This window comes from Salinihabitans flavidus (assembly GCF_900110425.1).
Lineage (GTDB): Bacteria > Pseudomonadota > Alphaproteobacteria > Rhodobacterales > Rhodobacteraceae > Salinihabitans > Salinihabitans flavidus.
The window spans coordinates 43,166-57,452 of record NZ_FODS01000003.1 but is presented as its reverse complement, the minus strand read 5'-3'; the positions used below and the strand labels follow the sequence as shown (position 1 = coordinate 57,452).

The window sequence follows — 14,287 nt, the reverse complement described above, 5'->3', positions numbered from 1 at the left end:
TTCGGGAGCCGGTTTCGCGGCGATCTTCGCCGGTGAGCGCAGGGTTGCGGCCTGAGTGGGGGGCTGCTACATCTTCGCAAAATCTGATGTTTTTCATCAGATACCGCATGAGGCTCCGCTTGACTCCGACCACCGGCACGACCGTTCACACCATACCCCGGCTCGAGATTCGAAACCTCAAACGGCGCTTTGGCGACCGGATGGTGGTGGATGATGTGTCGCTGTCGATCATGCCGGGACAGGTGACCTGCCTGCTGGGACCGTCGGGATGCGGTAAATCGACCACGCTGCGGATGATCGCGGGGGTGGACACGCAGGATGCCGGCGAGATCTACGTCGATGGCAACCTGATCTGCGACACGGTATTTCGCGTCCCGCCCGAACGGCGGCAGATCGGTTTGATGTTCCAGGATTTCGCGCTTTTCCCGCATATGAGCGTGGCCGACAACGTGGCCTTTGGTCTGAAGGGCCCGAAGGTGGAAAAACGCGCGCGGGTCGAGACGCTTCTGGAACGGGTCGGGCTTGGCTGGACGATCGACGTCTTTCCGCATCAGCTTTCGGGCGGGGAACAGCAGCGTGTCGCACTGGCGCGGGCGTTGGCGCCCCGGCCGCGGATCATGCTGATGGATGAGCCGTTTTCGGGGCTGGACAACCGGCTGCGCGACGGTATCCGCGACGAGACGCTGAGCGTGCTCAAGCAGGAGGATACCGCCGTTCTTCTGGTTACGCACGAGCCGGATGAGGCGATGCGCATGGCCGATGAGATCGCGCTCATGCGGGACGGGCGGATCGTGCAGCAGGGCGCGCCCTACAATATCTACAATGCGCCGGTCGATCTTGAGGCGGTGGCGTTCTTTTCGGACATCAACGTGATAAGAGGCGTGAGCCGGGGGGCGCTGACCGATACGCCCTTCGGGCAGTTTCTGACACCGGGATTTCGCGACGGGCAGACGGTGAACATCGTGATCCGTCCGCAGCATCTCAAGCTCGATTTCGATCGCGCGGGCAAAGGGCCGCTGCCGACGGAGCGGGACGGGCAGGCGGCGCGGGGCATCGTGGAGCGCGCGCGCTTCATGGGCAATGAAAGCCTTGTGGAGTTTCGCATGGATCACGACGGCTCCGTGCTTCGCGCGACGGTGCCCAATGTGTTTCTGCCACAACCGGGTACGGCGCTCTGGCTGACGCTGCGGCGGGACAGGTGTTTCGTGTTCCCCGCGGCGCAGGCCCATGAGGCCGCGATGCATCCCTAGCTGTCCGGGCGGTAGTCGCGCAGGCGTTTTCCCGGCTCATCCACGAACAGGCCCGGCAGAACCGTGACGGTCTCCATCTGATCGACACGCAGGCTCGTGAAATCGCCGGTGGTGTCACACCAGACCAGAAGTGTCCAGATCCGGCCCCAATAATCGAGCTTCAGCGGCCGCACTTGCCGGATGCGGCCGTCCTGCATGGTCAGGCGCAGTTTCTGACGATGGCGCACCGCGTTGCGCAGGCTGGCCAGATGTCTGAACCCCTTGGCGGCATCGGCGAAGGGGTAGACCGCGAACCCGAAACTGGCGGGGGCGACATGGCGATCCTCGGGCAACACGGCGTCGATCTTGGCCGCCAGGCTGCGCGCGGCGGCGGGCAGATCGTCCTCGCCGCCCTGTGCCACGGCGGCCAGGCCAAGATGCAACGCCTCCAGCTCCGTGGGGGTGAGGTTGAGCGGCGGCAGGGTGATCGCCGCGCCCGCCCAGTAGCCCATGCCGCGTGCGCCCTCCACCGGCACACCGGAGGCCGCCAGCGTGTCCATGTCGCGGTAGATCGTGCGCAGCGAGACATCGAGCGTGCGCGCCAGATCCTCGGCCCGGTGGAGCCGCCCGTCCTTGAGGATTTCGATCAGGGCATAAAGCCGGTCCGAGCGTTTCATGGCGCGTGATTCCCTGTCTGAGTCGGGCGCTATACTGACAAAAATCTGACAACTGACAATCTGCTGACAAAGAGTGATGCAAAAAGCCGCTCAAATCACCCTTTGCGTGTGCTATTGCCGCTTTCAACGGGCTGCGCGAAGCATTAGGTATCTGGGACGGATTTCCGGGTGCCGCAGCCAAGCGCGCCCCCGAGATAGGAGAGAACCCATGTTGAACAATATTGGCCTTCCGGGCCTTCTGCTGATCGCGGTTGTCGTACTGGTGCTGTTCGGGCGCGGCAAGATCAGTTCACTCATGGGGGAGGTGGGCAAGGGCATCACTTCCTTCAAGAAGGGTGTGAGCGAAGGCTCCAAGGAGCTGGAGGATGAAACGGTGGACACCGCGCGGGACGTGACCCCGGAGACGGAGTCGGAGAAAGACAAGGACAAGGTGTAAGCGGGGACTGACGCCATGCTGGACCTGGGATGGACCGAGCTTCTGGTGATCGGCATCGTTGCGCTGATTGTCGTGGGGCCGAAGGATCTGCCGGTGCTTTTCCGGCAGGTGGGCCGCTTTGTCGGCAAGGCCAAGGGCATGGCGCGCGAGTTTTCGCAGGCGATGAACCAGGCGGCTGACGACTCCGGCATGAAGGACGCCGCGCAGGGCTTTCGCAGCGCGACCGACGGGCTTTCGAAGATGTCCAACCCGCTGAAGGCGGGCAAGGACAGCCTGTCGAAGGCGGCGAAGGATGCGACCTCCGGCCTGACCGATGTCGACCCCGAAAGCGAGACCGGCAAGCTCGCCGCCGAACGCGCGGAAGCCGCGCGCAAGATCAAGGAGAGCACCGCCAAGAAGGCGCAGGCGCGCATCGACGCTGAGGCGGAGGCGGCGGCCCAGGCGACGGAAGCGGGAGAGACGTCTGCTGCCCCGGCGGCAAAGACCGCCGAAACCCCGACCACGGACGTCGGCGAGGCTGATGGCAAGGCGGATGATGACAAGAAGGACAAGGCATGAGCCCGACAGACGAGATCGAGGACAGCTCTGCCCCGCTGATCGAGCATCTGGCCGAGCTGCGCACGCGGCTTATTCATTCGGTTCTGGCCTTCATTGTAGGGATGGTCATCTGCTTCACAATAGCCACCCCGATTTTCAATTTTCTGACTGATCCGCTCTGTCAGGTTCTCGACGACCGGGGGCAGGATTGCGACCTGATCTTCATCAGCCCGCAGGAAGGCTTCTTCGTGGCGATCAAGATCTCGCTTCTCGGAGGCTTCATGCTCGCCTTTCCCTATATCGGGATGCAGATGTGGCGTTTTGTGGCGCCGGGACTGTACCGCACGGAAAAAGGCGCATTCCTGCCGTTCATGATCGCCTCGCCCTTCATGTTCGTGCTTGGCGCGTCCTTTGCCTTCTACGTCGTCACGCCGCTGGCCTATGACTTCTTTCTCGGGTTTCAGCAATTTGGCGGTGAAGGGGAGGCGGTGCCCGTGGGCGCGGAGTCCAACCGGCCCGGCCTTTCCGTGGTCTTTCAGGGCTCTGCGCAGGAATACCTCAACCTCACGATCAAGTTCATCGTTGCCTTCGGCCTGTGTTTCCAGCTTCCGGTACTGCTCACGCTGATGGGCAAGGCCGGTCTGGTCAGCGCCGACGGTTTGCGTTCGGTGCGCAAATACGCGGTTGTGGGCATCCTTTTGCTGGCCGCGCTGGTGACGCCGCCGGACGTGATCACGCAGGTGATCCTGTTTGTCGTGGTCTACGGTCTCTACGAGGTGTCGATCTGGCTGGTGCGCCGTGTGGAGACCAAACGCGAGCAGAAACTGCGCGAAGAGGGCTTTTACGATGATGACGAGGAAGAATTCGACGACCCGATGATGAAGGAATTCGACGAGGATGAGTAAGGCCCTCCAACGGATCGCGGCGGCGCTCGAACGGATGTCGCCGCCGCCGATGGTGCGCCCGGATTTCTCAGCCGCCGATGCTTTTGTCTGGCATGTGGAGCCCGATCGCCTTTGCCCGGTGGAGACAGTCAACCGGGTGGACGTGGGGCTTCTGGTGGGGGTGGATCGCTCTCGCGACACGCTGTTGGAGAACACGCTGCGTTTCGCGCGGGGTTTTCCGGCAAACAACGCACTTCTGTGGGGCGCGCGGGGGATGGGAAAATCCAGCCTTGTCAAAGCGGTCCACGCCGAGGTTCGCGCGCGTGGCCAGTCGCTCAAGATGGTGGAGCTTCAGCGCGAAGACCTGCCCAGCGTGGGCCGGCTTCTGAACATCCTGCGCGGCCGGGAGGAACGGTTCCTGCTGTTTTGTGACGATCTGTCCTTTTCGCATGACGACGAGCATTACAAGAGCCTCAAGGCGGTGCTCGATGGCGGGATCGAGGGACGGCCCGAGAACGTGGTGTTCTATGCCACGTCGAACCGCCGTCATCTGATGCCGCGCGACATGATCGAAAATGAACGATCCTCGGCCATCAGCCCGTCGGAGGCGACCGAGGAGAAGGTGTCGCTGTCGGATCGCTTCGGGCTCTGGCTCGGGTTTCATCCCTGCAGCCAGGATGAGTATCTTGAGATGATCCGACGCTACTGCGATGCCTATGGCATTGAAATTGCCGAGGAAACCCTGCGGGCCGAGGCCATCGAATGGCAGGCGACGCGCGGCGGACGGTCGGGCCGGGTGGCCTGGCAGTTCTTTACCGACCTTGCCGGGCGCGAGGGGGTCACGCTCAGCGCGTCATAAGGCGCGCTCAGCCGGTGCCCACCCGCCCGCCCAGCCCCGCCTTCGCGCGCCTTTGGCCTCTTGACCTCGGGGGCGATCCGCTTCAACAGGGGGCCATGACAGACCACCGGATCGCACTTGTGACAGGGGCCTCGCGGGGCCTCGGGGCCGCCTTCGCGGAGGCGCTTTCGAAGACCCATCATGTCGTGGCCGTGGCGCGCACCACCGGCGCGTTGGAAGAGCTGGACGACCGGATCCAGGCCCGGGGCGGGCAGGCGACGCTGGCACCGATGGATATCACCAATGACGATGCCATGCGGCAGCTCTGCCGGTCGATTCATGACCGTTGGGGGCAATTGGATCTGTGGATTCATTCAGCCGTTCATGCCGCGCCACTGAGCCCGGCGGGGTATCTGGACGCGCGTGACTGGGATCGTTCGGTGGCCTGCAATGTCACGGCGACGGGGCATCTTGTTCCCTTTCTCGCGCCGCTTCTGGGCGAGGCGGGGCAGGCCGTGTTTTTCGACGATCCACGGGCGGGAGAGAAGTTCTTTGGCGCCTATGGCGCGAGCAAGGCGGCGCAGATCGCACTGGCGCGGAGCTGGCAGGCCGAGAGCGCGCGGACCGGGCCGCGGGTGCATGTGCTGACCCCCGCGCCCATGCCGACCGCGACGCGGGCGCGGTTTTTTCCCGGCGAAGAGCGCGTGGGACTTGCCGAGCCACGCGACGAGGCGGCGCGGTTGTTGTCAGAGCTTGATTTGGCGAATCAGGGTTAATGCGCTGAAATCGCTGAAAAACCGCTTTCGGTAAAACGTCGGTATAACGTCGGTGGCGATGATCCGGAACGTGCCGCCGCAAGCCGTGTGTACGCGGCGTGCGTTGCTTTTCATGCAAAGATGAAGGGGCGGCGCGCGCGGGGGGCCGCATTGAAAAAGGCCCGCTGCTGCAGCGGGCCTTTGACGTATCGGCGTGATGTTTTCCGGTTCGGCCGGATCAGTCCATCGCCTTGAAGTGGAATTCTCCGCCTTCCTTGAGACCCGAGGGCCAGCGCGAGGTCACGGTCTTGGTGCGGGTGTAGAACTTGAACGCATCGGGCCCGTGCTGGTTGAGATCGCCGAAGGCCGATTTCTTCCAGCCGCCGAAGGTGTGATAGGCCAGCGGCACCGGGATCGGCACGTTCACGCCGACCATGCCGACATTGACCCGGCTGGCGAAATCGCGTGCGGCGTCACCGTCGCGGGTGAAGATCGCGGTGCCGTTGCCGTACTCGTTGTCCATGGCCAGCTTGAGCGCGTCCTCGTAGCTGTCGGCGCGGACCTGGCTGAGCACGGGACCGAAAATCTCCTGCTTGTAAATGTCCATGTCGGGGGTGACATGATCGAAGAGATGCGGGCCTATGAAAAAGCCGTCCTCATAGCCCTGAAGGTTGAAGTTGCGGCCATCGACCACCAGCTTCGCGCCCTGTTTCACGCCGCTTTCGACAAGGCCAAGGATCTTTTCCTTGGCCGCCGCCGTCACGACGGGGCCGTAATCCACGTCGTTGCCCGCAGTATAGGGGCCGACCTTGAGCTTTTCGATGCGCGGCACCAGTTTTTCGACAAGGCGGTCGGCGGTTTCATCGCCCACCGGCACAGCCACCGAGATCGCCATGCACCGCTCGCCCGCAGCGCCATAGCCCGCGCCCACGAGCGCGTCGGCGGCCTGATCCATGTCGGCATCCGGCATGATGATCATGTGGTTCTTGGCGCCGCCGAAGCATTGCACACGCTTGCCGTTGGAGCAGCCACGTCCATAGATGTATTCGGCGATCGGGGTGGAGCCGACAAAGCCGATCGACTGGATCACCGGGTTGTCGATGATCGCGTCCACCGCTTCCTTGTCGCCGTTGACGACCTGAAGGATACCCTTGGGCAGCCCGGCCTCCTCGGCCAGTTCGGCCAGCATCAGCGGCACGGAGGGCGCGCGTTCGGACGGTTTGAGGATAAAGGCGTTGCCGCAGGCGATGGCGGGCGCGAACATCCACATCGGGATCATGGCGGGGAAGTTGAACGGCGTGATCCCGGCGGTCACACCCAGCGGCTGGCGCATGGAGTAGATGTCAATGCCCGGCCCGGCGCCATCGGTATACTCGCCCTTGAGCATCTGCGGCGCGCCGATACAGTATTCGACGACTTCAAGTCCGCGCTGGATGTCGCCCTTGGCGTCGGGCAGGGTCTTGCCATGCTCGGACGAGAGCGCCTCGGCCAGTTTCTCCATGTCGCGGTTGAGCAGGTCCACCAGCTTCATCAGCACGCGCGCGCGGCGCTGCGGGTTGGTTGCGCCCCAGGCTGGCTGCGCGGCCTCGGCGGCCTCTACGGCGCGGCCAAGCTCTGCCTGTGTCGCGAGGGGGCATTGCGCCTGCACTTCGCCGGTGGCGGGGTTGAACACATCCGAAAAGCGCCCCGAGGTGCCTTTGACGTGCTCGCCGTTGATGTAGTGAGTGATATTCTTCATGGATCCTCCAAATCTTTGAGCGCAGGATAGACTTGCAAAAACCACGGGGAAAGAGGCAAGTTTCCAAAAGCATTTTGCAATTGTGCAAAGGGGAGGCTGGATGGAGCCGCAATGGGACGATCTGCGCATTTTTCTGGCCGTGGCGCGGGAGGAAAGCCTGTCGGCGGCGGGGCGGCGGCTTCGCGTCGATCCGGCCACGGTGGGACGGCGCATCGTGCGGCTGGAGACGGCCTTTGGCGCGCCGCTCTTCGCCAAATCACCGCTGGGGTATGCGCTCACCGATACCGGGCAACGCCTTCTGGGGCGGGCCGAACGGGTCGAACAGGCGATGCAGGAGGCCTCGGAGGAGATGGCGGGTCAGGCCGCGGGGCTCAGCGGGCAAATCCGCATCGGGGCGCCGGACGGGGCGGCCAACTATCTTCTGCCGCAGGTCTGCGCCGCCATCGCGGCGGAGAACCCCGAGCTCGAGGTGCAGATCGTGGCGCTGCCGCGGGTGTTTTCGCTGTCCCGGCGGGAGGCGGACATGGTGGTGGCGGTCAGCCCGCCATCGGCCGGGCGGCTGACGGTGCAGCGTATCACCGATTACCGGCTGCATCTGGCGGCCTCGCGCGGGTATCTCGCGCGGCACGGGCCGATCCGTTCGCTGGACGATCTGCACAGGCACCGGATCATCGGCTATATCCCCGACATGATCTTCGACAAGGAACTCGATTACCTTGGCACGATCGGGGTAGAGCGGGTCAATCTCGGCTCCAATTCGGTGGCGGTGCAGTTCAACTGGCTGCGGCAGGGGGCGGGGCTGGGCATCGTGCATGATTTTGCCATTCCCGCCGCCGACGGGCTGGAGAAAGTGCTGTGCGACGAGGTGAGCCTGACGCGGTCCTTCTATCTGGTGCGCCATGCCGACGACCGGCGGTTGGAGCGGCTCAACCGTTTTGCCGAGGCGCTTTGCGAGGGGATGCGGCGGGAGGTTGCCCGGCTGGAGGCGCTGTCTTGACAAGAGGCACACTTGCGGCAACGCTGAAACGAGGCGAATGACAGTTCCGGGAGGCCGCTACATGCTTGTCCAACAGATCCTGAAGGTAAAGGGCACGAGCGCGGTGGAAACGGTGGCGCCGGGGACGCCGGTGTCGGAGGCCGCGAAGGTCCTCGCCGACAAGAGGATCGGCACGGTGGTGATTTCGGACGACGGCAAGACCCCGCTGGGCATCCTGTCGGAGCGCGACATCGTGCGCGAGCTGGCCGCGCAGGGCGGCGAATGCCTGGCGCAGAAGGTCGATACCTATATGACCACGGAGCTTGTCACCTGCACGCTGAAGGACACGGCCGACGGGGTGTTGGCGCGGATGACGCAGGGGCGGTTCCGGCACATGCCGGTGGTGGAAGACGGCGAGATGATCGGCCTGATCACGCTGGGCGACGTGGTCAAGGCGCGGCTCGACGAGCTGTCGATGGAAAAGGATGCGCTTGAAGGCATGATCATGGGGCGCTGATCCGCGCCCCATCCGCGACAATACGGGGCCGGGTTCGGGTTGCATTCCGCGTGGCAATACTGTTGCGTGTGCGCGACCAACTCTCAGGAGACATCCGATGCGCATCGCCCTTTACCCCGGAACTTTCGATCCGATCACCCTTGGCCATATCGATATCATCCGGCGGGCCACGCTGCTTGTGGATCGGCTTGTGATCGGGGTGGCGATCAACCGCGACAAGGGGCCGCTTTTCGATCTCGAAGAGCGGGTGGCGATGATCGAGGCGGAATGCCGGGCGCTCAGCGAGGAGACCGGAACCGAGATCGTCGCGCATCCCTTCGAGAACCTGCTGATCGACTGCGCCCATGACGTGGGGGCGCAGATCATCGTGCGCGGCCTGCGCGCGGTGACGGATTTCGAATACGAGTTCCAGATGGTGGGCATGAACCGGGCGCTGGATGCCAGCGTGGAGACGGTGTTTCTCATGGCCGATGCCAGCCATCAGGCGATCGCCTCCAAGCTGGTGAAGGAGATCGCCCGGCTGAAGGGGGACGTGAGCAAGTTCGTCACCCCGGCGGTGCGCGAGGCGCTGATCGCGCGGCTCGGCTGAGCGGGAGCGACCGCGGCTTCGGCCGGGCGGGAGCGATCAGCGCAGAATGCCGTCCGCGCCCAGCACGGTCTTGCCGCGCAGATAGGGGTGCAGCACGGCGGGCAGGGTGACGGAGCCGTCCGCCTGCTGGCCGTTCTCCAGCACAGCGATCAGGCAGCGACCCACCGCGAGGCCGGAGCCGTTGAGCGTATGCACGAACCCCGGCTTGCCGCCACCCGACGGCTTGAACCGCGCGTTCATGCGCCGCGCCTGAAAATCGCCGCAGACCGAGATCGAGGAAATCTCGCGATACATGTCCTGACCGGGCAACCAGACCTCTATGTCATGGGTGCGGCGCGCGCCGAAGCCCATGTCGCCGGTGCAGAGCACCACGGTGCGATAGGGCAGCTCCAGCCGCTCCAGTATGCCCTCGGCGCAGCGGGTCATGCGCTCCAGCTCCGCGCCGCTCGTGTCCGGGTGGGTGATGCTGACCATCTCCACCTTCTCGAACTGGTGCTGGCGCAGCATCCCGGCGGTGTCGCGCCCGGCCGATCCGGCCTCCGAGCGGAAGCATTGCGTGTGCGCCACAAAGCGCCGGGGCAGGGCGGCCTCGTCGACTGTCAGCCCGTTGACGAGATTGGTGAGCGTCACCTCGGCGGTGGGCACGAGCCACCAGCCGTTGGTCGTCTGGTAGCTGTCGTCGCCGAACTTGGGCAACTGCCCGGTGCCATACATCATCTCGTCGCGCACCAGAACGGGCGTCCAGGTCTCGGTCAGGCCGTTCTCTTCGGTGTGGGTGTCGAGCATGAACTGCGCCAGCGCCCGGTGGAGGCGCGCCACGCCGCCCGACATCACGACGAAGCGCGCGCCCGACAGCTTCGCGGCCGTCTCGAAATCCATCCCCGGTGCCACGCCGTCCAGTTCGTAATGCTCCTTGGGCGCAAAGTCGAAGGCGCGCGGGGTGCCCCAGCGGCGCAGCTCCACGTTGTCGGCCTCATCCGCGCCATCGGGCACATCGTCTTGCGGCAGGTTGGGCAGCGACATGAGCCGGTCGGTCAGCTGCTGGTCGAGCGCCTTGGCCTCGGCCTGCATCTTTGCCACCTCGGCCTTCTTGTCGGCCACCAGTGCGCGCAGGCGCTCGAACTCGGCCTCGTCGCCGCTCGCCTTGGCGGCGCCCACCTCCCGGGCCGCGCGTTTCTGTTCGGCCTGCGCGGACTCGGCAGCGGCGATGCTGGCGCGCCGCGCCTCGTCAAGCTTGATGATCTCGGAGGACACCGGCGCGTCCCCGCGGCGCGCAAGCGCGGCGTCGAAGGCTGCGGGGGTTTCGCGGATCGCGCGGATGTCGTGCATGGGCTTGTCCTCGGGTTGCCTGAGTCGTCTCGCCGCGTGATAAACCAGATTTCCGCGCAGGGGTAGGGCACGCGGGCGGTATCGTGGGGGGCCGCGACGCGGCAGCAAAGGCAGCGGATACGCCGAAAAGTCTGGCGCACGGCAGTTGCTTTCCCGCCTTGCATCCGCGCGCCGGGGCACATAGGTTCGCCGCAATCTGAAACAGGGGGCTGCCCCTCTCACCGTCTTTCGCAAAGGATACCGCCCATGGATGGCTCCGCTATCGCCCAGTTTCTACCGCTCATCCTGATCTTCGCGATCATGTATTTCCTGCTCATCCGTCCGCAGCAGAAGAAGGTGAAAGAGCATCAGGCCATGGTCAATGCGCTGCGCCGGGGCGATACGGTGGTCACGCAGGGCGGGTTGATCGGCAAGGTCGTGAAGGTCAAGGAGGACAACGAGCTGGAGGTCGAGATCGCCGAGGGCGTGAAAGTCCGTGTGGTTCAGGCCACCATCGCGCAGGTACTGTCCAAGACAGAGCCGGCCAAATCCTGATCCTCTGATACCAAGGGCGCACCCCCATGCTGCAAATCGAACTGTGGAAACGGGTCCTGATACTGGGGCTTTGTGCTTTGGGGTTGTTGCTTGCGCTGCCCAACGCGTTCTACACGCGGGTAGAGACCTATAACGACGCGCTCGCCGCGCAGGCGACCGGGGCCTCTGGACCCGAGATCGAAGCGCAGACGGAGCTCTGGCCCGATTTCATGCCGCGCGCGCTGGTGAACCTTGGGCTGGATCTGCGGGGCGGGGCGCATCTTCTGGCCGAGGTGCAGGTCGAGGATGTCTATGAAGCGCGGATGACCTCCATGTGGCCGGAAGTGCGCGATCTGCTGCGCGAGGAGCGCGAGACCGTCGGCACGATCCGGCTTCAGCCGTCGGCATCCGATGAGCTTCGGGTGAGGGTCTCGCGTCCCGAACTGGTCGGGGAGGCCGCCGCGCTGGTGCGGGGTCTGGCGCGTCCGGTGACATCGGTGACCGGGGCAGGCTCCAACGACATCGAGGTGTCGACCGACGGCGACGAGGTCGTCGTCACACTGTCCGAAGCGGAGCGCCGGGCGACCGACGACCGCACCGTGCGGCAGGCCCTTGAGATCATCCGCCGCCGGATCGACGAGGTCGGCACGCGCGAGCCCACGATTCAGCGTCAGGGCAGCGACCGCATCCTGATACAGGTTCCGGGCATCGGATCGGCCTCCGAACTCAAGCAGATCATCGGCACGACCGCGCAGCTCACCTTTCATCCGGTGGTGCGGCGTACCAGCAATGAGGACGCCACGGCGGGATCGGGCAATGAGATTCTGCCGTCCATCGACGAGGAAGGCACCTTCTACGTCGTCGAAAGCGCCCCGGTGGTGAGCGGCGAGGAACTGGTCGATGCGCAGCCCTCGTTCGATCAGAACAACCGCCCGGCGGTGTCCTTCCGGTTCAACCCGACCGGGGCGCGGAAGTTCGGGGATTACACGGCGGAGAATATCGGCTCTCCCTTCGCGATCGTGCTGGATGGGGAGGTGATCTCCGCCCCGGTGATCCAGTCGCATATTCCGGGCGGATCGGGAATCATCACCGGGCGCTTCTCTGTCGAGGAAAGCACAAACCTTGCCGTGCTGTTGCGGGCCGGGGCGCTTCCGGCGGGGCTTGAGTTCCTTGAGGAGCGCACCATCGGGCCGGAGCTTGGCGCCGACAGTATCGAGGCGGGCAAGATCGCCTCCATCGTGGCCTTTGCCGCGGTTCTGGTATTCATGTTTCTCAGTTACGGCACCTTCGGGGTATTCGCCAATATCGCGCTGATCCTGAACGTGGGGCTGATCTTCGGGCTGCTGAGCCTGATCGGCGCGACGCTGACATTGCCGGGGATCGCCGGGATCGTGCTGACCATCGGCATGGCGGTGGACGCCAATGTGCTTGTGTTCGAGCGGATTCGCGAGGAGCTCAAGACCGCGCGTGGCCCGGCCCGCGCCATCGAGCTTGGCTATGAGAAGGCGCTTTCGGCCATTCTGGACGCCAATATCACCACATTCATCACCGCGGTGATCCTGTTTGCCATGGGCTCTGGCCCGGTGCGGGGGTTTGCCATCACGCTGGGACTGGGCATCCTCACATCCGTCTTCACCGCGATATTCGTGACACGGCTGATGATCGTGATGTGGTTCGAACGCCGCCGCCCCAAAACCATCGAGGTCTGAGCCCATGCGCCTGAAACTTGTCCCGCAGGAAACGAACTGGAACTTCTTCGGCAAGCCGCGCCTCACGCTCGGCCTGTCGGTGGTGCTGATCGTGCTGGCGGCGGTGTCCTTCCTGTTGCAGGGTTTGAACTATGGCATCGACTTTCGCGGCGGCACCACGATCCGCACCGAAAGCGCGCAGCCGGTGGATGTGGGGGCGTATCGCGATGCGATCTCGCCGCTGAACCTTGGCGATGTCGCGATCTCCGAGGTGTTCGACCCCGGGTTCGACGAGGATCAGAACGTCACCATGATCCGGATTCAGGCTCAGGAGGGGCAGGAATCGGTCTCTGCCGAGGTGATCGCCGAGGTCGAGAATGCGTTGAAGCAGGTGGCGCCGGATATCACCTTCATCTCGGTCGAATCGGTCGGGCCCAAGGTGTCGGGGGAGTTGATCAAGACCGCGGTGATCGCGGTGCTGCTCGCCATCGGGGCGGTGCTTGTCTATATCTGGCTTCGGTTCGAATGGCAGTTCGCGCTTGGCGCGGTGGCGGCGCTTGTGCATGACGTGATCCTGACGATCGGTGTCTTCTCGGAGCTTCAGATCAAGTTCGATCTGGCGATCATCGCGGCGCTTCTGACCATCGTGGGCTATTCTCTCAACGACACGGTGGTGGTGTTCGACCGGGTGCGCGAGAACCTTCGCAAGTACAAGAAGAAGGACCTCAAGGAAGTCCTCAACATCTCGATCAACGAAACGCTGAGCCGCACGGTGATGACATCGGTGACCACGCTTCTGGCGCTGATCTCGCTTTTCGTTCTGGGCGGGGATGTGATCCGGGGCTTTGTCTTCGCGATGATCTGGGGCGTGATCGTCGGCACCTATTCGTCGGTGTTCGTGGCCGCCATCATATTGTACTGGCTCGGGGTGAAGCGCGACTGGTCCAAGCCGGACGCCAACACGGGCAACCAGTTCGCCAATGTCGACGCCTGAACGGGTGGCACGGTGGCGTTGTTGCCGCGTTTGACCGGGACAAGCGGGGGATGTATGCGGACGGCACGGGCGGCGACGAGGCTCGGAAATTTGTTGGCGCTGCCGATCCGGGACATAGCGGAGGGCCTATGAAACTGACCGAAATGACATTTCCCGAGGCGCGGCCCATCGACGGCTATGGCCCCGGTTTCTTCCGCGTGGGCGGTGAGGTGGTCGAGGGCGCGGTGATCGTGCATTCGGGCGGCGTCATGCACTGGGGCGGGCTGGAAGACAGCGCCAGTGCGCTGCGGCTGGCCAATGAGATCGACGTGCTGCTGCTTGGCACCGGGGCGGAGATGGCTACGCCGCCCGCGGAGTTCCGCGCCGCACTGGAAGAGGCCGGCGTGGGGCTCGAGCCGATGCAGAGCGCATCTGCCTGCCGGACCTACAACATCCTTCTGAGCGAGGGGCGGCGCGTGGCCGCCGCGCTTCTGCCGATCTGACTCCGGGCCTGTTACCTCCCCCGCGCGCCGGGGCGTCACCTCGACGATCGAGGGCCTTTCCAAGCCGTGACCCCCATGCTATCGGGACGCAGATTTCACATCCGG

16 protein-coding genes are annotated in these 14,287 nt (G+C 64.4%); 13 read left to right on the top strand and 3 right to left on the bottom strand.

From position 1 onward, the window contains the following. Window positions 1-107 precede the first annotated feature (107 nt). Window positions 108-1,250: an ABC transporter ATP-binding protein gene (locus BMW66_RS03670; RefSeq protein WP_245729330.1), complete on the top strand. Its 1,143-nt coding sequence runs from the start codon at window positions 108-110 to the stop codon at window positions 1,248-1,250. Here BMW66_RS03670 and BMW66_RS03665 read toward each other — a convergent pair. Further along, window positions 1,247-1,906 (bottom strand): helix-turn-helix transcriptional regulator, encoded by a 660-nt coding sequence (locus tag BMW66_RS03665; protein ID WP_093115540.1) that lies wholly within the window; start codon window positions 1,904-1,906, stop codon window positions 1,247-1,249. The two genes, BMW66_RS03670 and BMW66_RS03665, sit on opposite strands and share 4 nt — an antisense overlap. A gap of 208 nt (window positions 1,907-2,114) precedes the next feature. On the opposite strand from BMW66_RS03665, the gene BMW66_RS03660 reads away from it, so the two are divergent. From BMW66_RS03660 to BMW66_RS03640, 5 genes are all read left to right on the top strand, one after another. Beyond that, the gene (locus BMW66_RS03660; RefSeq protein WP_093115538.1) at window positions 2,115-2,342 is read left to right on the top strand and encodes a twin-arginine translocase TatA/TatE family subunit; all 228 of its coding nucleotides are present in this window, start codon (window positions 2,115-2,117) and stop codon (window positions 2,340-2,342) included. A 15-nt stretch (window positions 2,343-2,357) separates the two neighbouring features. Continuing rightward, on the top strand, window positions 2,358-2,900 hold the full coding sequence (tatB, locus tag BMW66_RS03655; RefSeq protein WP_093115536.1) for a Sec-independent protein translocase protein TatB: 543 nt from the start codon (window positions 2,358-2,360) through the stop codon (window positions 2,898-2,900). Further along, window positions 2,897-3,784 (top strand): twin-arginine translocase subunit TatC, encoded by an 888-nt coding sequence (gene tatC, locus BMW66_RS03650; protein WP_093115534.1) that lies wholly within the window; start codon window positions 2,897-2,899, stop codon window positions 3,782-3,784. The genes tatB and tatC overlap by 4 nt, the downstream gene beginning before the upstream one ends. After that, window positions 3,777-4,622, top strand: coding sequence for an ATP-binding protein (locus BMW66_RS03645; protein ID WP_093115531.1), 846 nt, complete (start codon window positions 3,777-3,779; stop codon window positions 4,620-4,622). The genes tatC and BMW66_RS03645 overlap by 8 nt, the downstream gene beginning before the upstream one ends. 95 nt (window positions 4,623-4,717) lie before the next feature. Next, window positions 4,718-5,377: an SDR family NAD(P)-dependent oxidoreductase gene (locus BMW66_RS03640; protein ID WP_093115529.1), complete on the top strand. Its 660-nt coding sequence runs from the start codon at window positions 4,718-4,720 to the stop codon at window positions 5,375-5,377. Between the two features lie 217 nt (window positions 5,378-5,594). On the opposite strand, the gene BMW66_RS03635 is transcribed toward BMW66_RS03640, so the two are convergent. After that, complete coding sequence (locus BMW66_RS03635) at window positions 5,595-7,094, bottom strand: CoA-acylating methylmalonate-semialdehyde dehydrogenase (RefSeq protein WP_093115527.1); 1,500 nt, start codon at window positions 7,092-7,094, stop codon at window positions 5,595-5,597. Window positions 7,095-7,194: 100 nt separating this feature from the next. On the opposite strand from BMW66_RS03635, the gene BMW66_RS03630 reads away from it, so the two are divergent. From BMW66_RS03630 to coaD, 3 genes are all read left to right on the top strand, one after another. Next, on the top strand, window positions 7,195-8,091 hold the full coding sequence (locus tag BMW66_RS03630; protein ID WP_093115525.1) for a LysR family transcriptional regulator: 897 nt from the start codon (window positions 7,195-7,197) through the stop codon (window positions 8,089-8,091). A 61-nt stretch (window positions 8,092-8,152) separates the two neighbouring features. After that, window positions 8,153-8,587 (top strand): CBS domain-containing protein, encoded by a 435-nt coding sequence (locus tag BMW66_RS03625; RefSeq protein ID WP_093115523.1) that lies wholly within the window; start codon window positions 8,153-8,155, stop codon window positions 8,585-8,587. A 97-nt stretch (window positions 8,588-8,684) separates the two neighbouring features. Continuing rightward, the gene (gene coaD / locus BMW66_RS03620; protein ID WP_093115521.1) at window positions 8,685-9,176 is read left to right on the top strand and encodes a pantetheine-phosphate adenylyltransferase; all 492 of its coding nucleotides are present in this window, start codon (window positions 8,685-8,687) and stop codon (window positions 9,174-9,176) included. 36 nt (window positions 9,177-9,212) lie between these two features. Here the strand turns inward: coaD and serS are convergent, their stop codons facing one another. Then, window positions 9,213-10,505, bottom strand: coding sequence for a serine--tRNA ligase (gene serS, locus BMW66_RS03615; protein ID WP_093115519.1), 1,293 nt, complete (start codon window positions 10,503-10,505; stop codon window positions 9,213-9,215). A 246-nt stretch (window positions 10,506-10,751) separates the two neighbouring features. On the opposite strand from serS, the gene yajC reads away from it, so the two are divergent. The 4 genes from yajC to BMW66_RS03595 all read left to right on the top strand — a co-directional run bounded on the left by yajC (window position 10,752) and on the right by BMW66_RS03595 (window position 14,182). After that, a complete protein-coding gene (gene yajC, locus BMW66_RS03610) occupies window positions 10,752-11,039 on the top strand; it encodes a preprotein translocase subunit YajC (RefSeq protein WP_093115517.1) in 288 nt (95 codons plus the stop codon). Between the two features lie 26 nt (window positions 11,040-11,065). Then, the gene (gene secD, locus BMW66_RS03605; protein ID WP_093115514.1) at window positions 11,066-12,727 is read left to right on the top strand and encodes a protein translocase subunit SecD; all 1,662 of its coding nucleotides are present in this window, start codon (window positions 11,066-11,068) and stop codon (window positions 12,725-12,727) included. Between the two features lie 4 nt (window positions 12,728-12,731). Beyond that, window positions 12,732-13,700, top strand: coding sequence for a protein translocase subunit SecF (gene secF, locus BMW66_RS03600; protein WP_093115512.1), 969 nt, complete (start codon window positions 12,732-12,734; stop codon window positions 13,698-13,700). A 128-nt stretch (window positions 13,701-13,828) separates the two neighbouring features. Next, a complete protein-coding gene (locus BMW66_RS03595; RefSeq protein ID WP_093115510.1) occupies window positions 13,829-14,182 on the top strand; it encodes an Mth938-like domain-containing protein in 354 nt (117 codons plus the stop codon). Window positions 14,183-14,287 lie beyond the last annotated feature (105 nt).